At 37.2% G+C, this 24,145-nt stretch carries 23 protein-coding genes and 1 other annotated feature; of the genes, 14 read left to right on the top strand and 9 right to left on the bottom strand.

Translation table 11 applies throughout. The features are described 5' to 3' along the window. Positions 1–22: 22 nt before the first annotated feature. Entirely contained in the window at positions 23–763 is a 741-nt protein-coding gene (locus tag MKY80_RS19325; RefSeq protein ID WP_342530763.1) for a zinc ribbon domain-containing protein, read from the top strand. A gap of 18 nt (positions 764–781) precedes the next feature. Here MKY80_RS19325 and MKY80_RS19320 read toward each other — a convergent pair whose 3' ends face one another. The 4 genes from MKY80_RS19320 to MKY80_RS19305 form a co-directional block, all read right to left on the bottom strand. Beyond that, positions 782–1,690, bottom strand: coding sequence for a cation diffusion facilitator family transporter (locus MKY80_RS19320; RefSeq protein ID WP_342530761.1), 909 nt, complete (start codon positions 1,688–1,690; stop codon positions 782–784). A gap of 133 nt (positions 1,691–1,823) precedes the next feature. Beyond that, positions 1,824–3,143: a hemolysin family protein gene (locus tag MKY80_RS19315; RefSeq protein ID WP_170844181.1), complete on the bottom strand. Its 1,320-nt coding sequence runs from the start codon at positions 3,141–3,143 to the stop codon at positions 1,824–1,826. A 459-nt stretch (positions 3,144–3,602) separates the two neighbouring features. Next, on the bottom strand, positions 3,603–4,019 hold the full coding sequence (locus tag MKY80_RS19310; RefSeq protein WP_089987042.1) for a hypothetical protein: 417 nt from the start codon (positions 4,017–4,019) through the stop codon (positions 3,603–3,605). Between the two features lie 171 nt (positions 4,020–4,190). Beyond that, the gene (locus MKY80_RS19305; RefSeq protein ID WP_025117277.1) at positions 4,191–4,394 is read right to left on the bottom strand and encodes a YheE family protein; all 204 of its coding nucleotides are present in this window, start codon (positions 4,392–4,394) and stop codon (positions 4,191–4,193) included. Between the two features lie 189 nt (positions 4,395–4,583). Between MKY80_RS19305 and MKY80_RS19300 the strand changes: the two genes are divergently transcribed. The 4 genes from MKY80_RS19300 to MKY80_RS19285 all read left to right on the top strand — a co-directional run bounded on the left by MKY80_RS19300 (position 4,584) and on the right by MKY80_RS19285 (position 7,911). After that, positions 4,584–5,726 carry a DUF445 family protein gene (locus MKY80_RS19300; RefSeq protein WP_089987041.1) on the top strand — a complete coding sequence of 381 codons (1,143 nt, stop codon included), beginning with the start codon at positions 4,584–4,586 and terminating at the stop codon, positions 5,724–5,726. 16 nt (positions 5,727–5,742) lie between these two features. Beyond that, the gene (locus MKY80_RS19295) at positions 5,743–6,090 is read left to right on the top strand and encodes a YlbF family regulator (RefSeq protein ID WP_008173388.1); all 348 of its coding nucleotides are present in this window, start codon (positions 5,743–5,745) and stop codon (positions 6,088–6,090) included. A 130-nt stretch (positions 6,091–6,220) separates the two neighbouring features. Beyond that, on the top strand, positions 6,221–6,883 hold the full coding sequence (locus tag MKY80_RS19290; protein ID WP_089987040.1) for a ribonuclease H family protein: 663 nt from the start codon (positions 6,221–6,223) through the stop codon (positions 6,881–6,883). Between the two features lie 119 nt (positions 6,884–7,002). Further along, on the top strand, positions 7,003–7,911 hold the full coding sequence (locus MKY80_RS19285; protein WP_089987039.1) for a copper amine oxidase N-terminal domain-containing protein: 909 nt from the start codon (positions 7,003–7,005) through the stop codon (positions 7,909–7,911). A gap of 46 nt (positions 7,912–7,957) precedes the next feature. On the opposite strand, the gene MKY80_RS19280 is transcribed toward MKY80_RS19285, so the two are convergent. Then, positions 7,958–8,326, bottom strand: coding sequence for a hypothetical protein (locus MKY80_RS19280; protein ID WP_342530754.1), 369 nt, complete (start codon positions 8,324–8,326; stop codon positions 7,958–7,960). Between the two features lie 176 nt (positions 8,327–8,502). On the opposite strand from MKY80_RS19280, the gene MKY80_RS19275 reads away from it, so the two are divergent. Then, positions 8,503–10,008 (top strand): coproporphyrinogen III oxidase, encoded by a 1,506-nt coding sequence (locus tag MKY80_RS19275; protein ID WP_008173379.1) that lies wholly within the window; start codon positions 8,503–8,505, stop codon positions 10,006–10,008. Between the two features lie 39 nt (positions 10,009–10,047). On the opposite strand, the gene MKY80_RS19270 is transcribed toward MKY80_RS19275, so the two are convergent. After that, complete coding sequence (locus MKY80_RS19270) at positions 10,048–11,127, bottom strand: sugar diacid recognition domain-containing protein (RefSeq protein WP_008173377.1); 1,080 nt, start codon at positions 11,125–11,127, stop codon at positions 10,048–10,050. Positions 11,128–11,291: 164 nt separating this feature from the next. On the opposite strand from MKY80_RS19270, the gene MKY80_RS19265 reads away from it, so the two are divergent. From MKY80_RS19265 to MKY80_RS19245, 5 genes are all read left to right on the top strand, one after another. Next, positions 11,292–12,431 carry a glycerate kinase gene (locus MKY80_RS19265; RefSeq protein ID WP_089987037.1) on the top strand — a complete coding sequence of 380 codons (1,140 nt, stop codon included), beginning with the start codon at positions 11,292–11,294 and terminating at the stop codon, positions 12,429–12,431. Next, positions 12,432–13,778, top strand: a complete 1,347-nt coding sequence (locus MKY80_RS19260) for a GntP family permease (protein WP_089987036.1) — start codon at positions 12,432–12,434, stop codon at positions 13,776–13,778. Positions 13,779–13,849: 71 nt separating this feature from the next. Further along, positions 13,850–15,037 (top strand): MBL fold metallo-hydrolase, encoded by a 1,188-nt coding sequence (locus MKY80_RS19255; RefSeq protein WP_342530749.1) that lies wholly within the window; start codon positions 13,850–13,852, stop codon positions 15,035–15,037. Beyond that, the gene (locus MKY80_RS19250) at positions 15,024–15,272 is read left to right on the top strand and encodes a DUF3006 domain-containing protein (RefSeq protein WP_043989579.1); all 249 of its coding nucleotides are present in this window, start codon (positions 15,024–15,026) and stop codon (positions 15,270–15,272) included. The genes MKY80_RS19255 and MKY80_RS19250 overlap by 14 nt, the downstream gene beginning before the upstream one ends. Before the next feature lie 174 nt (positions 15,273–15,446). After that, positions 15,447–16,235: an HAD family hydrolase gene (locus tag MKY80_RS19245; RefSeq protein WP_342530746.1), complete on the top strand. Its 789-nt coding sequence runs from the start codon at positions 15,447–15,449 to the stop codon at positions 16,233–16,235. A 177-nt stretch (positions 16,236–16,412) separates the two neighbouring features. Here the strand turns inward: MKY80_RS19245 and serA are convergent, their stop codons facing one another. Beyond that, on the bottom strand, positions 16,413–18,020 hold the full coding sequence (serA, locus tag MKY80_RS19240) for a phosphoglycerate dehydrogenase (protein WP_008173368.1): 1,608 nt from the start codon (positions 18,018–18,020) through the stop codon (positions 16,413–16,415). 159 nt (positions 18,021–18,179) lie between these two features. Then, positions 18,180–18,419: a binding site (T-box leader), on the bottom strand. Positions 18,420–18,822: 403 nt separating this feature from the next. Between serA and MKY80_RS19235 the strand changes: the two genes are divergently transcribed. Further along, on the top strand, positions 18,823–20,472 hold the full coding sequence (locus MKY80_RS19235) for an FAD-binding dehydrogenase (RefSeq protein ID WP_090003264.1): 1,650 nt from the start codon (positions 18,823–18,825) through the stop codon (positions 20,470–20,472). Between the two features lie 67 nt (positions 20,473–20,539). On the opposite strand, the gene MKY80_RS19230 is transcribed toward MKY80_RS19235, so the two are convergent. Next, positions 20,540–21,511, bottom strand: coding sequence for a rhodanese-related sulfurtransferase (locus MKY80_RS19230; RefSeq protein WP_089987031.1), 972 nt, complete (start codon positions 21,509–21,511; stop codon positions 20,540–20,542). Between the two features lie 139 nt (positions 21,512–21,650). Here MKY80_RS19230 and MKY80_RS19225 point away from each other — a divergent pair, with 139 nt between their 5' ends. Next, positions 21,651–22,433: an enoyl-CoA hydratase gene (locus MKY80_RS19225; RefSeq protein WP_025117262.1), complete on the top strand. Its 783-nt coding sequence runs from the start codon at positions 21,651–21,653 to the stop codon at positions 22,431–22,433. 46 nt (positions 22,434–22,479) lie between these two features. Here MKY80_RS19225 and MKY80_RS19220 read toward each other — a convergent pair whose 3' ends face one another. Further along, a complete protein-coding gene (locus MKY80_RS19220; protein ID WP_008173354.1) occupies positions 22,480–22,665 on the bottom strand; it encodes a YhzD family protein in 186 nt (61 codons plus the stop codon). 265 nt (positions 22,666–22,930) lie between these two features. Between MKY80_RS19220 and MKY80_RS19215 the strand changes: the two genes are divergently transcribed. Then, on the top strand, positions 22,931–24,145 hold the full coding sequence (locus MKY80_RS19215; RefSeq protein ID WP_008173351.1) for a DNA repair exonuclease: 1,215 nt from the start codon (positions 22,931–22,933) through the stop codon (positions 24,143–24,145).

The following is a 24,145-nucleotide window of genomic DNA, read 5'->3' as shown; positions in this document are numbered from 1 at the left end:
AAAGCGAAGGGTGGAATCAAACATGATGCAAAACTATTGTCAAAGCTGTGGAATGCCTCTAACAGATGCGGCTTTATTAGGAACGGAAAAAGAAGGTCACAAAAATCAAGACTATTGTACATATTGTTATGAGGAGGGGAGTTTTAAACAACCTGATTTAACCGTTGAAGCAATGATTAACATTTGTGTGCCACATCTAAAGGAAGATGGTATGCCTGAAAACGAGGCCCGTCATATGCTTACATCTTTTTTGCCAAACTTAAAAAGATGGAGAAAACAAGAATGGTCAGAACCAAAAATTATAAAAAGAGAGGAATTCCAAATAATAGGAATTTCGACGGAAACAAGCAATACCAATGAAATGACAGCGCAAGCCAAAATTCCGCAATTATGGCATGATTTTTATGAGCAAAATATTGTTGACCAACTATCTAAGTTGGATAATCAAAGCGTATACGGTTTGTATTCAGATTATGAAACCGATGTAAACGGCAATTATTCCATAACACTTGGTGTAGAAGCCTCATTGAATACAGCACATTCTGATTTAGTCATCAAGACTATTCCAGCAGCCAAATATTTAGTATTCACATCACAGAAAGGAAAAATGCCGGAGATTGTTATCCAAACATGGCAAGAAGTTTGGGCATGGTTTGCAAATTCTGAGGTAGAACGAACATATACTGGTGATTTTGAATTGTATGATGAACGTTGTGCAAACCCACAAGAGGCACAGGTGGAAGTTTATATCGCTATTAAATAAAAATAAGTCTCTTACCAATCAATTGGTAGGAGACTTTTCATCGTTTGGAGGGGGAACTATTTCAATATGAGGTTCGATATGCACGAGAACCTGACAAAAACGATTTTCTCGCAAGATGGTACGTTCGATTTCTTCAGTAATGCGGTGACTGTCAAAAACATTTAAATAGGGGTCAACCGTTACGGTTATGTCGATAAAATACATATTACCGTGAGCGCGGCCTTTAAAGTCTAAGAGCTCGATCACACCGTCCACATTACGAATTAGGACTGATAACGTTTCCACTTCATCGATATCAAATGCATCTGTAAGACTTTGAACAGCCTCCCAAAAAATTTCTACTGCTGTTTTAATAATTAAAAAGGCAACGATAAGAGCCGTTAGAGAATCGATAATGGGAAAACCAAAAATTGCACCAAAAATACCTATTGCTGTGCCGATGCTGACAAATGCATCTGAGCGATTATCAAAGGCGGCTGCTTTGACAGCGGAGCTTTTTATTTTTTTTGATAGTGCCAAATTATAGCGATAAACGATATACATAACAACTCCACTACCTATTGCTACAAATGCTGTTAAGAGGGAAGGAGTTGTTCCAGGTGGTGCCCATAAGCTTTTTAAAGAGTTAATTAAAACCTGGAGACCAACAACAAGCATGATGAATGATGCTACTAAAGAGGCAATGGTCTCAGCACGCAAATGCCCATATTGATGATTGGAGTCGGGCGGTCTTTGAGCAATGCGTAAGCCAATCAAGACGGCAATAGAAGCGATAATATCCGTGGTGTTATTTAAACCATCTGCCTTTAATGCCTCAGAGGTACCGATATAGCCAATCGTTAGTTTGATGGAGCTTAGGATTAAATAAGTCCCAATGGATAACCAAGCGCCTTTTTCCCCTTCACGTAAATTTGTATAGAGCTCCATTTTGTTTCCCCCTCGCAAAATTTTCGGACATTAGAAAACGACCCCCTATTTAAAAGGGAGTCGTTTATATCTATTATCACGGTATTAACTCCCACCTATATAAGGTGTGAGGAAAAGTCCATATTTATGAATCTTACTCAGTAACAGCGTCAAATTCATTTGATAAATCACTTTCAGGTAACTTCAGAACTTCTAAGTATAAAATATGGTGACCATCTAATTCTTTTGCAATAAATTCATAACCTTGCTCCTGAATGCTGTCTCCTTCGACTGCATCGAAGCGTTTTGTCATAAACCAACCACCGATAGTATCAATATCATCATCTTCTATGTCAGTACCTAGCATATCATTTACATTTTCAAGAAGCATTTTGGCATCTAAAATAAAATGATTATCTGCTATTTCTTGTACCTCTGGGATTTCATCTTCGTCGAATTCATCTTGAATATCTCCGACAATCTCCTCAATAATATCTTCGATCGTCACTAAACCAGATGTTCCGCCATATTCATCCATTAAAATGGCCATATGAATACGTTCACGTTGAATTTTGAGTAATAAATCGTTAATTTGCGTTGTTTCCATCACTCGAATGATTGGTTGCATATAGTCAATAACTGGTTTATCCCCATTTTTCGGGTCTTTAATGTAAGCGGTTAATAAATGCTTCATATTAACTAAACCAATAATATGGTCTTTATCGCCGTCAATAATCGGATAACGAGTATATTGTTCAACACCCATTAAATCAAATACCTCTTTAATTGTCAGTTCTTTTTCAATGCCGACAATCTCTGTTCGAGGAACCATGATTTCCTTTGCAAGACGATCTGAGAATTCAAAAATACTATTTACATATTCATATTCTGAGTTATTTATTTCTCCACCCTTTAAACTATCCGATAAAATCATACGTAGTTCTTCCTCTGTATGAGCTACTTCTGATTCCGACATCATTTTTAAGCCAAAAAGGCCAGTTAAGCCACGGGCAGACCCGTTTAATAACTTTATGACTGGATACGTAATGTTGTGGAATAAAATTAATGGGCCAGAAAAGTTTAATGTGACAAGTTCTGCTTTTTGGATGGCTAATGTTTTTGGCGCCAATTCCCCAATAACAACATGCATAAACGTTACGATTGAGAATGCAATTATAAATGAAAGGATAGATGTTATACTACCATTCAAATTTAGAAATTCAAACACTGGGTGCAAAATAATTTCAAATGTAGGTTCACCTAACCAACCTAAACCAAGTGCAGTGATGGTAATACCTAACTGACATGCAGATAAGTACTCATCTAAATCTGAAACAACACGTTTTGCATTTTTCGCCTTCTTATGCCCTTCTGCGAGCAATTGATCAATGCGGGTAGTTCTCACTTTAACGATTGCAAATTCTGTTGCAACGAAAAATCCTGTCATTATAATTAGTAGGGCGAATGCCGCCAACCTAATGGTTATCTCCAATATGTCTCCGTCCAAATAATTCCTTTGTTCCCGCCCAAATGAGGGAAGTAAACAAAGTGTACACCTCCTATGATTTAAAAAATTGTTGGATGTTTCAATAATAAATTATTTAAAAGAAAAACACAAATATTGACAACAACTTTTTACGTTCGTATTCTATCCATGTAAAAAGTAGCTAGATTCAAAAGCAAAGTGATTGTAAACGTGATTGCAATATGCTAACTTAAATTGAGCAAAGATAGTTTGTTTAGGGAAAGAAGCATTTTGCATCTTATATAATACGACACGTCAAAAATCTCAAGATTGCTTTTACTTGCGGATTTTTTTAAATAAATTATTTTTAATAGCTAAAGGAGAGACTCGATCTTCAATTGAGACTTTCCTTTTTTTGTGGAAAAAACTTAGAAGGAGCAGTCTTTGATGTGACTGCTCCTTCTAAGTTTATTCCTGTTGGAAACGTAATTTTAAACATGCCTTCTCTACATCATGAAAGGATTCTTTCAAAGGTAAATTACCCATAAATGGTGCTATAGATATTGGTGCTTTTTCTGTGATACCTTGCTGAGTTAAAATATAATTTTTACCGTTATAAGTAAAGTACATTGTTTTAATTGACTTTTTACCAAAAGTGCTAGCAGACGAGTCAAAGAAACCTTTAAGTTGACTACAATATTCGTTATAGAAATCGCCATTAATGCCAGAGATGGCTTCGAATTTTTTGTGATCTAATTTACCAGCTTCGTCAGCTAGTTCGAATATTTTTGCGGAAAATTCTGAAAAAAATTCTTTTACTTTAACACGTATTAATGCTTTTGAATGATAACTGTTTAAGTCATCTGAAAGCGTGACTTTACTCATTGATATGGCCCCCTGCATAAAAAACATATACTATTAAATTGCTAACCCTAATGTATAAGAAATATATAGGAATTTCAACATGTATCAACATAATTAGCATAAAGGACGTGCTATATATAGTAAATATAGGTATTTTTATCGGGGAATTAAGCGAAAAAATTACTATATTTTTTAATCATACACATGGAATAGCATTAGCTCATGAATCATTTTTTTAACATCTTCTTCATTTGGTGGTGTTGGTCCTGTCCATTGAATAGTGCCGTCTTTTAAATATTCAGCAGAGTAGCGTTCACGCTGATAAAAAAATGAAACAGTCCATCCTGGAAGTTGAGTATTTTCAAATAATGGCTTAAAACTGAAATGTTGAATCATCATCCAACCTCATTTCTATAGTATGTAGTTCATATTATTCAAGGATAATGGTAATTTTGCAACTATTCACTTTTATACTGAAATCTAAAGGGGGTATTTCTTTCGTTGGAAATCATTGCTCTGCTATAATAAGTGCAGAAGGCGACATAAAACGCCAATCGTGAATTCAACTGAAATGAGAGGATACTAATGGACAATTTTATAGTGACATTACTTTTTATGGCAATTATTGGCGCAGCAATCGGAGGTGTTACCAATCACCTAGCCATTAAAATGCTTTTTCGTCCACATAACGCAATATATATAAAAAACTGGCGCGTTCCTTTTACACCTGGACTTATTCCAAAACGACGTGATGAATTAGCAAAACAGCTTGGTCTTACCGTTGTAAATTATTTATTAACTCCTGAAACGTTTAGAAAGAAATTTTTCTCGAAGGATATTCAGGAAAAGGTTGAACAGTTTGTGCAAACGAAAGTAGAGGAAACCATCTTTACAAACGATAAAACGATTCAAGATTGGTTAAATATTGCAGGGTTTGCTCATATGCCAGCTACGATTGAGCAGAAAGTTGAAGCAATTGTTGAGGGACAATTTGCATCAGTGAAGAATACACTATCAACAAAATCAATTCGTACACTCCTATCTTCAGATATGCAGGATACTCTTGATGCCAAGATTCCTGTAGCAGTCAGTCATATACTAGAAAAAGGCGAGGATTACTTTTTATCACCAGAAGGTGAAATGACAATTAAAGCAATGATTGATGATTTCTTATCATCAAAAGGATCATTTGGTGGTATGATCAATATGTTTTTAGGTGATTCATCGTCCCTTGTAGGAAAAGTTCAACGTGAGCTCGTCAAGTTTTTACAAGCTCCGGGTACGTCAACATTATTAACAAAAATATTTACACAAGAATGGGAAAAATTAAAAGATCGACCAGCGATGGACTTTTTACAAGACATGCAGTTTGATCCAATTTTGTCGAAATTACAAATGTATGTAAAAGAGCAATTAGCTGTCGCTGAACGTTTAAATCAATCAATTTCTTATTATTGGCCTGAAGGAAATGAATGGATGAAAAATTCGGTCATCCCACAGGCGATTGAAAAAGCTTTTGTCAAGGCAGAGGAAAAACTAGAGGATGTACTTACACGTTTAAATTTACAAGAAGTTGTTCGTGAGCAGGTTGACTCTTTCCCTGTAGAGAAATTAGAGGAACTTGTATTAGGTATTTCAAAACGTGAATTTAAAATGATTACCGTATTAGGTGCAGTTCTTGGTGGATTGATTGGAATTGTGCAAGGTTTAATTGTTTACTTTATTTAAAAAGGAGATTGTATAAATGGTTAATATTTATAATGACATTAATGCGCTAGAGGCAACATTCCGTAAGACTCCAGAGTTTGAGGCTTTACAAGCGGCGGTTGAAGTTGTAAAGAGTGATGAAGAGGCGTTAAATGTCTTTAAAAACTTCCGTAAAATTCAAATTGAATTACAAAAGAAACAATTAGCTGGAGAAGATTTATTGGAGGATGAGCTTGTTTATGCTCAAAAGGCATCTCAGCTTGTGCAGCAAAATGAAAAGATTTCAGCTATGCTTGAGGCAGAAATGAAGTTAAGTAAAGTCATTGAAGAAGTGAATCGTATTTTAATAAAGCCAATTCAAGGCCTATATGAAGATATTCAATAAATCATCCATATCGTAAGGAATAATTGTTTGAGAAATTGCACATATACAAGTAAGAGGAAAACGTGTATCCGCTAACCGGAGCACGTTTTTACTTTATATACACCAGTCAATTGTATTGGAGGTTATAACTATGCATGTATTCATTGAATGGACCTATAAAACACCGAAGGGAGCAACAACTGTTTTACGTTCTGAAGAAATGCCTGCAGCGCAAGCGCTATTACTAGCTGAGGATATGGAAAAGACCGGAAGAGTCAAGTCCATTCATTGTTTAGATCGTCAAGATACAAGTTGGACATTAAAAGAGCTAAAAGCCTATTTAAAAGAAATAGATACAGAGCCGCATAATATTATTGTCTATTTCGATGGAGGTTTTGATAGGGGGACAAGACAGGCAGGGCTTGGATGTGCTATTTACTATGAACAAAATGGCAAGCCCTATCGTTTAAGAAAAAATGCTTTTTCATCCGAACTTAAATCTAATAATGAAGCAGAGTATGCTGCGCTTTATTTAGGTTTAGTGGAGCTAGAATTACTAAATGTCCATCATCTACCTGTCCAAATTAAAGGAGACTCCCAAGTAGTTATCAATCAATTAAGTGGGGAATGGGCAGCATTAGAAAAGGATCTAGTAGGTTGGGCAGATAAGATTGATGCCAAATTAGCACAACTTACTATACAACCGGACTATCAGCTAATCGCTCGTAAGGACAATTCAGAAGCAGACCGGCTTGCTACACAAGCATTAAATGGTATAGATATTACAGGCTTGAGCGAACTTGTAAAAGAATAAATCGAAAGAGGTGTCGGTAGTTACTGTCACCTCTTTTTTTAAATTCTTTATAGGTAATGAAACTTTTTCCATTTTGAAACTACTACTACTATGAACCCAAACAATAAGGAGAGATTGTTATGTATATGAAAAAATTAGCACCAGCAGCTTTGTCTGCATTATTAATGGGAAGTGTTGTCATACCTGTTGCTTCGGCAAATGAGCAGAAGGATGAAGTTGAAGTTCCGCAAATCCAAATTGATCCAGTACACATTTTCAATCAAACACATGGAACAGTTGAAGATGTTCGTGTTGCTAAAGACATTACATATTACACTGTTAAAGACGGAGAGCAAACAAATGTACTAGAAATTACAAAAGATACTCCTGTGTATGATAATACGGGTAAAAAAGTAGAGCTTAAAGAAGGGGATAAAGTAGAGGCATACACTTTTGCCAATCAACCACAAAAATATATCTACCCACCGCAATTCAATCCAGAGATTGTCATTGTAGATTCAAAAGAAGTTGGGCTTGTAGAAGTGGATTATTTCTTTGAGGATTTAACAAACACATATGATATTTTAAAATTAAATATTGGTAAAGAAACGGAACTACTTAATGCAAAAGGTGAAAAAGTAACGTCAAAAGATTTAGCAGAGAAGCATTTAGCTGTTTTCTATACAGCATCCACTAAGAGTATTCCAGCACAAACAACACCATCGAAAGTGATTGTTCTAGATGACAATTCGGAAAGTTCTTTGAATCCAGTAGATGAGGAAATTAATAAAATTATCGCCACAGATTTTTATATGGTAGAAGAAACAACAATGGTGCCATTACGTAGCATTGCAGAAAAGCTTGGCTTTAAAGTAGAATCAAAAGGTAAAACGGTTATCCTAACAAAGGGCAATGGATCTTATACAATCACACGTGGAGATAAAACGTTTGGTTATAACAAATCATTACGCACTTTGTCAGTGGCACCAACGTTGAAAGACACGAAAACTTATGTCCCTGTTGAATTCATTGAAGAATTTTTGAAATAAATTTGAAACTAGTATGCCAACTTTTGTGGCATACTAGTTTTATTTTTTAAGAAACTATTCTGGAAGGATATCTTTTGGCAAATTGCTGCAGGCATTGCTTGAAAGAAACCGTACTCATAAAATTTTTAGCTAATATCATTTCATCTGAATACAATAAAAATTGCTGGAAGTGCTGTTTAACAAATGCCCTAGCTTTCTCGTAGTGCTTGTTGATAGAAATAGCTCCGTACATTTCTTGTTGGTCAATGATGTAGATAAAGTCACAGATCACATTATATGTTTTATATTTAAATAATACGGTGACATATAATGTTTTTTCATCACATCGCGCTAAGTCAAAATGGTGAAATGCTACTTCTACTTGATGAATAAAGCTCGAGATGGATGGACGATTACTATTTTTTAAAAGAAACACTATCAACACCACCTTTTGTAAGAAATTATAATGACAAAAAAATAGTTTGTCTACATGTAGACTGAATATTCTGTTTTCTTGATGTTTCTTATTGTTACTTTGCTTATAGTCATAGAAATTTGTTAAACTAAAATCTGCAATATATATGGAATAAGAAAAGAAGAGAGCGAAACAATATGAAAATGATTCACATAGATCAAAAATATCCTGAGGATTGGATTCGCGTATTAAATCATATAGCGAATTTATTTTTTGAGGATTCCAAGCTGCGAGTGGAGCCGGAGGAAGCTGATATGTCGGTTTCATTTACGTACGACGTTGGAGAGAATTTTTCAATAGCTACAAAAGCGATATTGACTGTAGATGGACAACAATATACAAATGATTACAGCATCCAATACGAATCAGCTGCAACAGGTCGTGAGCTCAATATTCGAATGAAACGAGCATTATCCCATGTATTCTTAGATGTTCTTGAGCAGCATACAGGGGTACATCAGCAATGGGGGATTCTAACAGGAGTCCGTCCGACTAAGCTCTATCACAAGTTTAGAAAAGAAGGAAAAGGGGATCAAGAAATTGCTGAGTTATTAATTCGAGATTTTCGCCTGTCTAAGGAGAAGGTAGCACTTTTAAAGGATATCGTGGAACGACAATTAGTAACCATTCCAGATATTGATCAAATTGGGCAAGAGATTAGTGTATATATTGGCATTCCATTTTGCCCAACGAAATGTGCCTATTGTACATTCCCAGCCTATGCGATCGGAAGTAATCGTAAGCAAGGTCGTGTAAATACATTTTTAGATGGCTTGCATATTGAATTACGTGAAATGGGAAAATGGCTCAAGGACAATAATATGAAAATCACCTCTATTTATTGGGGGGGCGGTACACCGACTTCCATTGAAGCTGATGAAATGGACGCCTTATATCAAACGATGTATGAATCCTTCCCGAACCCTGAAACAATTCGAGAGGTTACCGTTGAAGCAGGAAGACCAGATACGATTACACCTGAAAAATTAGAAGTGCTTAAAAAATGGGGAATTGATCGTATTAGTGTAAATCCACAATCTTATACAGATGAAACGTTAAAGGCCATTGGTCGTCATCATACAGTTCAAGAAACAATTGATAAATTTTGGCTAGCTCGTGAATCCGGTATGAACAATATTAATATGGACCTCATTATTGGTTTACCAAATGAAGGTATTGAGGAATTTCAGCATTCGTTAGTGGAATCGGCTAAGATGCAGCCTGAATCATTAACTGTCCATACATTATCATTTAAACGTGCATCTGAAATGACTCGCAATAAAGATAAATATAAAGTAGCGGATCGTGATACGGTCGCTGAAATGATGCAAATGGCACAAGATTGGACAAAGGAAAATGACTATGTTCCATATTATTTATATCGCCAAAAAAATATTTTAGGTAATCTCGAAAATGTCGGCTATAGTAAAGCAGGTGAAGAGAGTATTTATAATATTGTGATCATGGAAGAGGTACAGACAATTTTAGGGATTGGTTGTGGCGCATCTTCTAAATTTGTTCATCCTGAAACAGGAAAAATTACGCAATTCCACAACCCAAAAGATCCTGCAGCATATATTATGACCTTTGAAGAGGCTATTGGGAAAAAAATCGAGTTGTTAGATGAGCTATACAAACTATAAAATAAAGGCGATCTGAGTGATTCAGATTGCCTTTACTATTTATAGAGTTCGTAATGTACAAGCCATTTGCAAGATCACTGCATCTTCAAAATATTGTGGATCATAGCCAGTTAACTCTCTTATTTTATTTAATCGATAAGTAAGTGTATGGCGATGAATGTTTAGTTGCTGTGCACAAAGCTTTAACTGTAAATTACAATCAAAAAACGATTGTAATGTTTCCAGCTGTTTTGCATTGATATTTTTAAGGATTCGGTGATGAAAAGCTTGTACCTCCTCTGATTCACGATGTTTAAAAAGAGAAAATAACTCTACATCCTCAAAAAAGGTAATCTCGTTATGGACGTTAGCGAATTCGAGTGCTGTCCTAGCTCCCTGATAGCTATAGGGAAGTAGTGAAAGTTGCTGGACAACTGGACCAATACCAATTTGTAAGGAAGGTAGTTTTTGTTTTTTCTTTCTGAGAGCTTTTATGATAGATTGACGGCTTTGTTCCTGACAATGGGTTAGCAGTATATAATACTCCTGTAATTGGCTATGTCCAGCTAAAATGGGCTGTCTATAAAATAAATCCTCAAAAAAGAAGGGTATCGTATTTTCTAAATAAGATGTTTCATGTAAACTCACTAAAATAACTTGGAAGGGTGCTATTAGTGAGAAGGGTAATTTCTGAATTCGTTTATTTAACGTAGCATCCAGCTTACTTCCATGAACGAGTGCCTCGAATATGTAGTCATTATTCTTCCGTTGCCACTCGCTTTTAGACTCAACGAGTGCTTGATGTGTCATGATCTCTGTCGTTAATTGAACAAGATTGGCGATTTCAAGCATGTCTTCTGAATCTCCAGTAATACCAATCACACCTACTACTTCATCCTGATACATAATAGGCATATTAATGCCAGGCTTTGTATTGGGATACAACTCTATATTGTCTTCATTAATAATCAACGTATTTTTTGTTTGTGCTACATAAACCGCACCTTCGTGAATATCCTCCACTCTCATCTTGTCTCCAGAGGCTAAAATAACACCAGTAGGGCTAATGACATTAATATTGTGACGTAAGCGCAACATTGTTTGATGTACGATATCTTCTGCTAATTTTTTTGTCAACATGTTTATACACCTCGGATAAAAAACAGTCTGTTATAGCACAGATAAATTGTACATTTATTATAATGTTTTCTGAATTTATTGTCATTATAATAATTTGTAAGCGCTTAACTTAGGGATTTAAAATTTACGTAAATATCAATGGACGACATAAGTGGAGGTATTTTATGAAAATCATTATTAGTCCAGATTCCTTCAAGGGTACTCTGTCAGCAGTTGAAGTAGCGAGGTCCATGCAGAAAGGAATTCTGGATGCAGATCCATCAATAGAAACTATAATTCTACCAATTGCAGATGGTGGGGAAGGGACACTTGATTCGCTTATTGCCTCTACGAATGGTCAATATTTTTCAGTGGATGTATTAGATCCAATAGGAAGAGATATACAGGCACAATATGGTGTTTTGGGTGATAAAGAAACATGTGTGATTGAAATGGCTCAGGCATCTGGCATCATGCTGCTACAAGACAATGAAAAAAATCCTGAATTTGCTACAACGTATGGTACTGGCCAATTAATTAAGGCTGCTCTCGACCGAGGCTTTAGAAAATTTATTATCGGTATAGGTGGAAGTGCCACAAATGATGCAGGGATTGGCATGCTCAAGGCATTAGGTGTGCGATTCATAAAGGAAGATGGCTCAGATTTAGAAGATGGAATTTCAAGTCTACTGAAGTTAACTGCAATCGATGTAAGTGGACTGGATGCTAGATTAACAGAAGCGATATTTACCATTGCCTGTGATGTGGATAATCCATTCATTGGTGAACGAGGGGCAACAGCTATATTTGGTCCTCAAAAAGGTGTGCGGGACGATCAAGTCAAGCATTTTGATAACTGTTTAAAGCATTTTGCAGATATCGTGGAACAACAATTTTCTATTCGATTGCATGATTATCAAGGAGCGGGAGCGGCAGGAGGATTGGGAGGCGCGTTAATCGCATTTTTAAAAGGGACATTTCATGCAGGAATTGATATCGTCATAGATGCTGTCCAGTTACAGGATCATTTAGCAGCCGCACAGTTAGTAATAACGGGAGAAGGGAAATCGGATCTCCAAACATTACATGGTAAGGCTCCATTAGGGGTTGCGAAAGCCGCAGCGCTAGCACATATAGATGCAGCTTTATTATCGGGAGACATTGATAGTACGGCTAAGCCTGCACTTCAAAAGTATTTTAGCGTTGTAGAAACATTAGTAGATGAGGAGATTACTACTCAGCAGGCAATGCAAGAACCCGCTCGTTTTATTCGGTTAAAAACTAAGAGAATCTTTGAGCTTTACATACAAAAGGGGGCTGACTAGATGTTGTTCATTATTATTTTAATCGGGGTATTGTTTGTTGTATTGGGCACGGCCAAATTAAAGCTACACCCATTTCTGGCATTATTAATGAGTGCCTTCTTCGTCGGAATTGCTTCAGGAATGCCATTATTAACAGTGGTAGAAAGTATTAACACTGGTTTCGGTGGTTTAATGACGAGCATTGGCTTAGTGATTATCGCTGGAACTATTATAGGTTTAATATTAGAGAAATCAGGCGCTGCCTATCGAATGGCAGAAGTAGTTTTACGAATCGTCGGCCCAAAACGTCCACAACTTGCGATGTCCTTAATTGGTTACATCGTATCCATCCCAGTGTTTTGTGATTCGGGTTTTATTATTTTATCGAGTTTGCAAAAATCATTAGCTAAACGGGCTAACGTAACGATTGCATCAATGGCAGTAGCTTTAGCGACGGGTTTATTTGCGACACATGTATTAGTCCCACCCACACCAGGTCCCATCGCAGCAGCAGGAAATATTGGGGCGGCTGATTATTTAGGGACAGTTATTGTCATTGGTTTATTAGTAGCTATACCGGCTACATTTGTAGGCTATATGTGGTCCGTGAAAGTTGCAACCAAAATTCGAGTACCTGAAGATGATGTAGAGGCATTAGACTATGAGGAAGTCATTAAATCCTTTGGCAAAATGCCTTCAACCTTTAAAGCCTTTTTACCAATCGTCCTCCCAATTGTCTTAATTGGACTTGGTTCGATAGCATCGTTAGTAGGGGATCCCGAATCAACATTCAATACGATCTTTAAGTTCTTAGGTTCACCAACGGTAGCTTTATTTTTAGGGGTGGCTGCTGCCTTTTTATTATTACCTGAAATTAGTGAAACGACCTTAACGGGTTGGATTGGAGAGAGTTTAAAAGAAGCCGCTCCCATTTTACTTATTACAGGAGCGGGCGGTTCATTTGGGACCGTTATTAAAAATGCTGGTGTTGGAGAAATGCTACAGGAAATGGATTTGGGGATGTTTGCGTCAGGTACTTTATTCCTGCTAGTGCCGTTTTTAGTAGCTGCTGCCTTAAAAACTGCCCAAGGATCTTCAACGACAGCGCTTGTTATTACGTCTACTCTAGTTGCACCAATGCTCGTGACACTTGGCGTTGAGGGAGCTGTCCCGTTAGCATTAGTAGTAATGGCCATTGGAGCTGGTGCAATGACGGTTAGTCATGTAAACGACAGTTTCTTCTGGGTAATTACACAGTATAGTGGAATGGAAGTAACTCAAGCCTATAAGGCACAAACGGTTGCAACATTATTACAAGGCATTGTTACAATCATAATTACAATGGTTTTATGGTGGATATTTGTTTAAAGTACAGGGAGAGCTGCCCATGGTAAGCTCTCTTTTTTGTATAATAGGAAGATAGAAAGGAAGTTAGTCACATGAAAAAATTAATAGTAGTACTCCTTTGTATTTTTTTATTAGCAGGCTGTACAGAAGCAGTTAAGACAGAGCAAGTGCCTGTAACGGCTGGCCATGAGATGCGAGTTCATTTTATTGATGTGGGACAAGGAGATTCCATATTAATTGAATCGCCGAATGGGAAAACAATGCTTATAGACGGTGGTGTGAAAGGGGCAGGACAGCAGGTAGTTTCTTATTTAAACGAACTTGGTGTGAACAAACTTGATCGGGTAGTGGCAACACATCCCGATGCTGACCATATAGGTGGGCTCATTCCAGTGTTACAGGCAATCCCTATTGAGCAATTTTATGATTCGGGCAAAGTACATACCTCTCAAACTTTTGAAGAAATGCTGATGGCGATTGATGAAAAAAATATACCTTATTATGTGCCGAAAACAGGGGACCTTATTGAATTTGATAAGGATGTAACGGTGAAGGTTTTAAATGCAAATGAACATGCAACGGATAATAATGATGCTTCGATTGTTTTAAAAGTAGTTTATGGCAACGTATCCTTTTTATTAACGGGGGATGCGGGCATAGCATTAGAAAAAGAAATGATGCAAAATGATGTGACAGCTACTATTCTGAAGGCAGGACATCATGGTTCTAATACAAGTAGCTCAAAAGAATTCATTCGTGCAGTGAAGCCAGAAGTCACTATATTAAGCTATGGTGAAGATAATAAATATGGACATCCTCATGCAGAAGTAGTGGATCGATTGCAAGCAATGGGCAGTAACATCTATGCTACTGCTGAATCAGGAACGATTATGGTGGCAACAGATGGGGTAAACTACACGGTGAATGGAAAGGAAGCTTCCAGAGCGGTAGCTCCAAAAACTCCATCCACTGTTTTACCTACCACAGCTGTTGAGATCGTCAGCAAAGATTTAGTAACAGAAATTGTAGGCATTAAAAATAATGGTCAACAAGCTGTTTCGTTAAACAATTGGCAGCTTATTTCTCTGGAAGGAAATCAAGTTTTTAATTTTCCTAATCTATCATTACAGCCTGGTAAAATCGTGTATGTTACTAGTGGGGCTAATGCTCGTGAAGGGGATAATTATTTAAAATGGACTACTAAACAGATATGGCTAAACGATGGAGATGCTGCGCAATTACGGAATGAGAAAGGGGAACTTGTTAGTGAGCTCGACTAAATATACTTTAGATCGTATGGAAGACGGTTATGCTGTTTTTTTAAAGTATCCTGAGGAAGAAGAACAAATTATTATTTTACAGTCAGCTATGAATAAGCCTGTCGTTGTTGGGGATCGTGTACAGATAGAAGAAATAGATGGCATTTACCATATTGATATTTTAAGGGAAGAAACAGAACAAAAAAAAGCCGATATCCAGAATTTAATGGACCGTTTACGTCATAAACATCAATAAATAATAGATGACAAGCTGTGAGGAAGTTATCCACAGCTTGTTTTTATTTTGAATCAGAAAAGTCCTGTAGACGGATGGAATTTAAGGGGAATTGGACATAATTTGTTATCCTAAATATTTTGAAAATATGCTAAAATAATAGTATTAATCAAAAGCTAGGAGCGGACGGATAAAATGTCGATAAACACTATTATTTTTGATCTAGATGATACATTACTATGGGATAAAAAATCAGTAAAAACTGCTTTTGAAAAAACATGTGACTATGCTGCTACGATACATAATGTGAATTCTACTGAGCTAGAGGAAGCAGTTCGTCAAGAGGCTCGTGCGTTATACGAAGGCTATGAAACATACGACTATACCGTATTAATTGGCATTAATCCTTTCGAAGGACTATGGGGAACTTTTGATGACCCGACTGAATCTTTCCAAACAATGAAGGGACTTGTTCCGGGCTATCGTGCGGCAGCATGGACAAAAGGTTTAGCTGCTCTTGGTATAGAGGATGAAAAATTCGGAGCAGAACTAGGAGAACGCTTTGTAGCTGAGCGTAAGGCCTCCCCATTTTTATATGAAGATACATTTCCTGTGTTAGACGAATTGAAAGGGAAGTACAAGCTTGTTTTACTTACTAATGGCGCACCTAGTTTGCAAAATTTAAAGCTGAAAATTACGCCAGAAATAACTCCGTACTTTGATCATATTATTATCTCAGGAGACTTTGGAAAAGGTAAGCCTGACGCTTCTATTTTTGAGCATGTAATGGAAAGTGTAGGCATTACAGCAGATGAGGCAATTATGGTTGGCGATAATCTCAATACTGATATTTTAGGCTCCTCTCGTGTAGGGATGCGAAACGTATGGATTAATCGCGAAAATAATAGGGCCAATGGAGCTGTGACACCTACGTATGAGATAGTCTCTTTGACAGACTTATTACAACTAGTGGAAAAACTTTAAAGAAATGTACTGCTCCTTCATGGATGCAGTACATTTTTTTGTTTGGAATACTTTATATTTTATGCTAAGCATATGAATGGAAAAGCTATCACCAATATCATGATGCTCACTAGCTTACCCTTTAAAGAGTATTTAAAAAAGCAGAGAGTAAAAACTCCCTGCTTTTCGTTTTGCTTATTATAAATTAATAGCTTTTACTTCATCAATATTTTCAAGCTGTGCCACAAATGCTAAATCTTCATCTGTTACAACATTATCTATCGTTAACATCATAACCGCTGTCCCACCAACTTGGGCACGACCTACTTGCATAGTGGCGATATTGATTTCCTTTTCTGCAAGTTTAGTGGCTACACGACCAATTGCACCTGGTTTGTCAGTGTTTTTAATATATAGAAGATGACCTTGTGGAATAACGTCTACAACATAGTCCTCTACTTTGACGATACGAGCACCTAAGCCATTTAATAATGTACCAGCTACGGTATGTGTTTCATTTGCAGTAATAATTTCAATCGTAATTAAGCTTGTAAAGCCCTTAGCCGTTGTCGTTTTATGTTCGATAATTTTCATGCCAATACGCTCAGACAGGTAGCGAGCATTGACATCATTCACATGATTACCGTGATTTTTAGCTAATAAACCTTTTAATGCATTTGATGTTAATGGGCGGACATCATAGTTTGCTACATCTCCAGCATAAGATAAGTTGATTTCTTTTACAGGCTCTGTTGTTACTTGTGATAAGAATGAACCAAGTTTTTCCGCTAATTCAAAGAAAGGCTCAACTTGTGCCAGAAGCTCTTTCGGAATAGATGGCATATTCACTGGATTTGTTACAGTACCTGTTTTATAAAATTTAATAATGTCATTTGATACATCAACAGCTACAGACTCTTGTGCTTCAATCGTAGATGCACCTAAATGAGGTGTTGCAATTACTTGAGGCAAAGTAAGCAGCTTATGGTCTGTCGCTGGTTCAGATACGAATACATCCAGTGCAGCACCTGCTACTTTACCAGCTACAATAGCATCATACAAATCGTCCTCATTAATAATACCGCCACGTGCACAGTTAATGATACGTACGCCATCTTTCATCATCGCAAACTTTTCTTTATTAATAAGATTACGTGTTTCAGGAAGAAGTGGTGTGTGTACAGTAATGAAATCGGCTGCTTGACAAATTTCTTCCACTGTCGCCTTTGTGACACCTAATTCTTTTGCACGCTCATCAGTTAGGAAAGGATCATATGCCATAACATTCATACGTTGACCTTTTGCACGATAAGCTACTTCAACACCGATTCGGCCAAAGCCTACAACACCTAAAGTTTTGTTTTTTAGCTCTACTCCAACATAAGATTTACGGTCCCATTTCCCATTTTTTAATGTATTAAAAGCTTGTGGAATGTGACGTGCAAGTGATGTCATCATGGCGACTGTATGCTCAGCAGCTGAGTTTGTGTTACCATCTGGAGCATTAACAACGATAATACCATGCTCAGTGGCAGCAGCAAGGTCAATATTATCGACACCTACACCAGCACGACCAATTAACTTTAAGCTTTTTGCCGCTTCAATTACTTCACGTGTCACAGTAGTTTGTGAACGAACAAGTAACACGTCTACATCTGCAATTTTAGCGATTAATTCTTCTGGTGCTAGGCCAGTGTCTACGATAATGTTTAAATCTAAATCTTGTTCCTGGCGTAATGGAAAAATCCCATCCTCACTTAGTGGGTCAGCGATAAATACGTTAATTGTTTTTGTGGCAGTAATCATTATAATTAGCTCCTTTTTAATAAATGTTAATTGTGGTTTTATCTACGATAGTCTGAAATTTGTAAAATTCTAACTTCTTACAGCATGCAAACAATCTCCTTTCCGAATCGAAAGCAATATAAAAAGCCTTTCACGCCTTACAAACACAGTTATTGTGTTGTAAGGGGCGAAAGGCTGTATAAATTTGGTTCGCGGTACCACCCTTAATCACTGCTAGAAAAACTTATTCTTGCAGTCTTAGCAATATGCGTAACGTGCATGAGACGGATAAGCTTACTTAGATGGTTCAGCTTAACTATTCAGGAGTGGAACTATTATCGTAGAAATCACTGATTTGCACCAACCATCAGCTCTCTTTGGATTTTCTTTCGACTAGTGTGTCTCCGTCGTTATATTTTTTATGATTAAATTTGTTAACATCATAATCCCTATTGTTCACCTTTGTCAACGATATTTCTAAAAAACTAAAAAAACATTGACTTCAAAAGTCTGAAAAATACCAATACACGAATATTTTATGTATTATCGTTTAATAATATTCGTCTTTTAGGGGTGTACAATGAAAGCGTTAACGATATTTAAAAAGACTGATTGTATCAAGGTTCCATGAAGTTTATAGCGAAAATATTATATGGCAATTAAATGGTATTAATTAATTGTTCTATGTTAGAACTAGTTTGCTTCATGAAAGAAAACGAACATTTTATCTTGTCACATTTTAGACAAAACTTTGATTTTTAGAAGGTAAATAGACTATGAAAGAAGAATTTAAATTAAGGATGATTGATTTGGGGGTGTAGTAATGAAATACGATGTTGCAATAGTTGGTGCCGGACTGGCAGGCTTAGTGGCAGCCTGCGAGTTAGTCGATGCAAAGAAAAAAATACTTCTAGTAGATCAAGAGCCTGAAAATTCATTAGGGGGACAGGCATTTTGGTCTTTTGGTGGCATATTTTTAGTAAATTCTCCTGAACAAAGAAGACTCGGCATTAAGGATAGTAAGGAGTTGGCATGGCAGGACTGGTTAGGGACAGCAGGCTTTGATCGTTTAGAAGATGAGGATTCCTGGGCATATAAATGGGCGAGGGCCTATGTCGATTTTGCTGCGGGTGAAAAATATGATTGGTTGAAGTCAAAGGGGATTAAATTTTTTCCTATTGTTGGCTGGGCAGAACGGGGTGGTTCTCTTGCTGGTGGACATGGAAATTCAGTGCCGAGGTTTCATATTGTATGGGGAACAGGTCCAGGCATTGTTAAGCCATTTGTGGATAAAGTCAAAAAGGCCATAAAAGAAGGCTATATTGAATTTAAACCACGACATCGTGTGGATGAATTTATTCAGCAAGACGGAAGGATTATGGGGATAAGTGGAACAATACTAGCAGAAACCTTTATTAGTCGAGGGGAAAAAAGCTCAAGATTAGGAGTCGGAGAATTTTCTTATGAGGCTGCAGCCGTTATTGTGGCAAGTGGGGGTATCGGGGCGAATTTCGATTTAGTGAGAAAAAATTGGCCTGAACGATTAGGGACCCCTCCTAAAAATATGGTATGTGGTGTCCCTGCATATGTAGATGGAAGAATGCTGGAAATTACAGAGCATGCAGGAGGTCGTATTGTGAATCGTGATCGTATGTGGCATTACACAGAAGGATTAAAAAATTGGGATCCGATTTGGCCTAATCATGGAATACGAATTTTGCCAGGCCCCTCCTCCTTATGGTTTGATGCAGAAGGTAACCGATTTCATGCGCCTAATTTCCCTGGATTCGATACACTCAGTACACTAGAAACGATTCAAAAAACAGGCTATGACTATTCTTGGTTTATTTTAACGGAAAAAATTATTGAAAAAGAATTTGCTCTATCTGGCTCGGAACAAAATCCTGATTTAACAAACAAAAGCATTGGTGATGTTTTAAAAAGAATCATGCCCGGACCACCTGCTCCAATCCAAGCCTTTAAAAACCATGGTGAGGATTTTGTGATTGCAAATGATTTAAGAGAACTAGTAGATGGAATGAATAAACTAGCAGGCAATGATTTACTCGATTTCATGAAAATTAAAGAGCAAATTTTAGCAAGGGATCGAGAAATGGATAATAAGTTTACAAAAGATTTACAGGTGAACGCCATTCACGGTGCTAGAAATTATATTGGGGATAAGCTAGTACGTGTTGCTAAGCCACATAAAATTTTAGACACTAAAAATTGGCCTTTAATTGCGGTACGATTAAATATTTTAACAAGAAAAACCTTAGGTGGCTTACAAACAAACTTAAATGGGGCAGTGTTAGGGATGGATGGTCAGCCTATTTCAGGACTATTTGCTGCTGGGGAAGTAAGCGGCTTCGGAGGCGGTGGTGTTCATGGCTACCGCGCTTTAGAAGGAACGTTTGTTGGTGGCTGTATATTTAGTGGTAGGCAGGTAGGACGTTTTTTAGCAGAAGTTTAATGCCAGTACAAAAGAGCATCGTCATAAACGATGCTCTTTTTGTCGCCAAGTAATGGAGTGACGTCTATCATGAATTTGTGTTTTGGACATCTGCGATTTTAGCGATTTGCTCTTCGATTTGATTTACCGTCCAGCCATGCTCCTCAACGAAGAAGTTACGTTTGGCACGACGGCATTCATCAGAACAGCTACGCATATAAAAGTCTTCATGCTTTTCTTCACATAGCATTAATTTATGGCATTCGGGATTTGCGCAGTTCGTATAACGTTCGGAAGGCTCACCTGTGAAATAGTCTTTTCCGATAACGACATGCTCCACTTGATTAATTGGCACACTGCGACGACGATCAAAAACAAACATTTGCCCATCCCAGAGTTGACCTTTTACCTCGGAATCTTTTGCGTATGTGGCAATACCACCATGTAATTGACCAACACTTTTTCCGTAGCCCTCACGTTTTAACCAACCAGAGAATTTTTCACAACGAATTCCACCAGTACAGTAAGTTAAAATCTTTTTATCCACAAATTCTTCTTTATGTGTTTCCATCCATGCTGGTAGGTCACGGAAATTTTCAATATCCGGTCGAATAGCGCCTCTAAAATGACCAAGGTCGAATTCATAGTCATTCCGTGCATCGATAATGATCGTATTCTCTTCTTGCATTTGTTCCATAAATTCCTTAGGAGATAAATATTCCCCTGTTATGTCTAATGGATTAATATCATTTTCTAAACCTAAGTGAACAATCTCGAGGCGAGGGCGAACATGCATTTTTTTGAAAGCATGCCCATCAGCTTCGTCAATTTTCCACATAATATCGCTAAATCGAGGATCTATCTTCATATGATTCATGTAAGCGTCTGTTTGTTCAATAGTTCCCGAAACAGTTCCGTTAATTCCTTCATTACCAACTAAAATGCGGCCAAGAAGTCCGAGTTCTTGACATAATGCTAAATGCTCTTCAGCAAATGCTATAGGGTCTTCAATCGTAACATATTTATAATAAAGTAATATACGATAGTCTTTTTGCGTCAAAATGTGTAACCACCTTTATAACAATATTCGTCCTTTAATATAGCATAACAAAAGCGAATTTGTTTAGCGGAGAAGGAGTTTTCTAAAAAAACACGAATAGTACATAGTGAATGACTATTCATATTTGGGGGTAATGGAGATGGAATTTTCAACGATTACATTAGAAATGTTAGATCGCCGTGCAACGTTAACTTTAAACCGTCCTCAGGCGATGAATGCGATGGATGATGTTATGATGCGAGAGCTAGCTGAATGCTTTGAGGCTTTGCAACAGGAAAAAGATATACAAGTACTTGTTATTCGTGGAGAAGGGAAGGTCTTTTCTGCTGGAGGCGATATTAAGGCGATGCTTGATTCAAATAAGCCTCTAAATATTGACGAAGCGATGGTATATCTTACACGCATCGTTAAGGCCTATTATCAGCTACCAATGATAGTCATTGCGGCAGTTCATGGTGCATCGGCAGGTCTAGGCTTTAGTTTAACACTAGGGGCAGACATTGTTGTGGCATGTGAAAAGAGTAAGCTAGCTATGAATTTCATAGGCATAGGACTCATTCCAGATGGAGGTGGTCACTTCTTTATGAAGGAACGTGTCGGTACGGTGAAAGCGAAACAAATGATTTGGGAAGGGAAGGTCCTTACAGCACAAGAAGCATTAGATGCAGGATTAATCGACTATATAGCCCCTGATGGTACTGTCTTTGCAATGGCAGATCAGCTTGTTGGTAAAATGCTTGCCTCACCTATTTCTTCTATGATTACGACAAAAAATATTTTACACGCTCAAAATTTAGCACAGCTCGAAAATATCCTTGCAATGGAAGCGGAAGGTCAATCAACCATGCGTAAATCGACAGATCATTTAGAAGGAATTCATGCCTTTGTAGAGAAAAGAACACCTGTCTTTGTAGGGAAATAAAAATAAGAAAAGGCATGTAGATATCCTACGTGCCTTTTCTCAATTATTAAACATGGAATAAAATTAATTTACCTGAAGCGTTTACAAGACGATGAGTTTTGTTGGCAACACCTTTTTCTTCAATTTGTTGTTGGCCATTTAACTTAGCAGCCTCATCATTTTCAAATGTCCATGTTTCATCAAACAATGTTTCCCCTGTTTTTTCGAAAGCTGTGAAACGGTAATTCTCCATACAAACCCCACCCTTTATTTAAATATATATCTATTATACATAGAAGATTTATAAACTTCACGGTAAAACTAGTAAACTATTTGATAAATTACGAAAATTGTGGAAAAAGTAAGTCGACCTTTTTTTTTAAGCATTACCATTTTTCATAAATAGGGAAGTATGATAAAATAGAACAAATATTCGGTTTTGTAATCATATGACTGCTTTGGTTGATAGTTTGTAGTAACTAACTGAGGTGGGAATTATCTATAGTTGGGGTGATTGGATGTCAGCAATTCGTTTTTTCCATATGGCAGATTTACATTTAGATAGTCCATTTAAGGGCTTATTTGGCTTACCTGAACACATTTTGAAGGAGATTCGATCAAGTACGTTTGATGCTTTTGATAAAATTATTCAAAAGGCCATTCAGGAGCAGCCCGACTTTTTATTAATTGTCGGAGATATTTACGATGGTGAAAATCGCAGTTTACAAGCCCAAAGGAAATTTCAAGAGGCAATGGAGAAACTTTTTCAACACAATATTCCTGTAATTATTAGCTATGGGAACCATGATCATTTAAAAGGAACTTGGACACGTTTTTCTTTACCAAGTAATGTGTATGAATTACCGGCTGAGACGAGTGTTGTCCAGTTGAAAATCCGCGGTCAGCAAGTCTGTATATACGGCTTCAGCTATAGTGAACGCCACTTAAAGGAGTCGGTTATTGATACTTATCCAATCGCTCAAGATTCTCATGCAATTCATATTGGCATGCTGCATGGCAGTGAGGCAAGCGATACTTCACACGCTTTATATGCTCCATTTACAAAACAGCAACTACTTGAACGGAACTATCATTATTGGGCGTTGGGGCATATTCATAAACGACAACTCTTACATGAAAACCCTCCTATCGTTTATCCAGGCAATATTCAAAGCCGTCATCGTAAAGAACAAGGAATAAAAGGTTGCTATGATGTAACTTTATCTCAAACAGCATGTGAACTTGATTTTATTCCTACCTCCACCATTGTTTATAACACAATAGAGGTGGATTGTACGAATATCGTCCATGCTAATGAATTACTTAAAAGATGCGAGGAAGCAATTGCTGTCAATAGAACTTCATTGGGAGCGACGGTAGTGGAGCTTTATTTAAAAAATATTGATGAGCAAACAGAGGCCTTGTTTGAGCATGCGACGGTGGACGCATGGCTGGAGACTATTCGCGAGGCAGAAGAAGGGATTGAGCCAATGTGCTGGGTACAAAAAATGGTGTTACAAAAACCTTCAATTCACGGTGAATATTCTGCTGCTACGCAATCAGTCGTAAGTTTAATGGAGCAATGGGATAGTACTGACTGGAAGGATATACTAAAAGACTTGTACCAGTATGCTGGTGGTGCTAGACTGATCGAGCCTTTATCTGAAAAGGATATAAAGAATTTAACGCACAACGCACAGTCACTATTGGCGGAAGAAATTCAAAGGGCGTGA

Origin of the sequence: Lysinibacillus sp. FSL R5-0849 (assembly GCF_038595075.1) — a bacterium.
GTDB lineage: Bacteria > Bacillota > Bacilli > Bacillales_A > Planococcaceae > Lysinibacillus > Lysinibacillus fusiformis.
The sequence above is the reverse complement of the archived record's forward strand: the minus strand, read 5'-3'. Positions and strand labels throughout refer to the sequence as shown.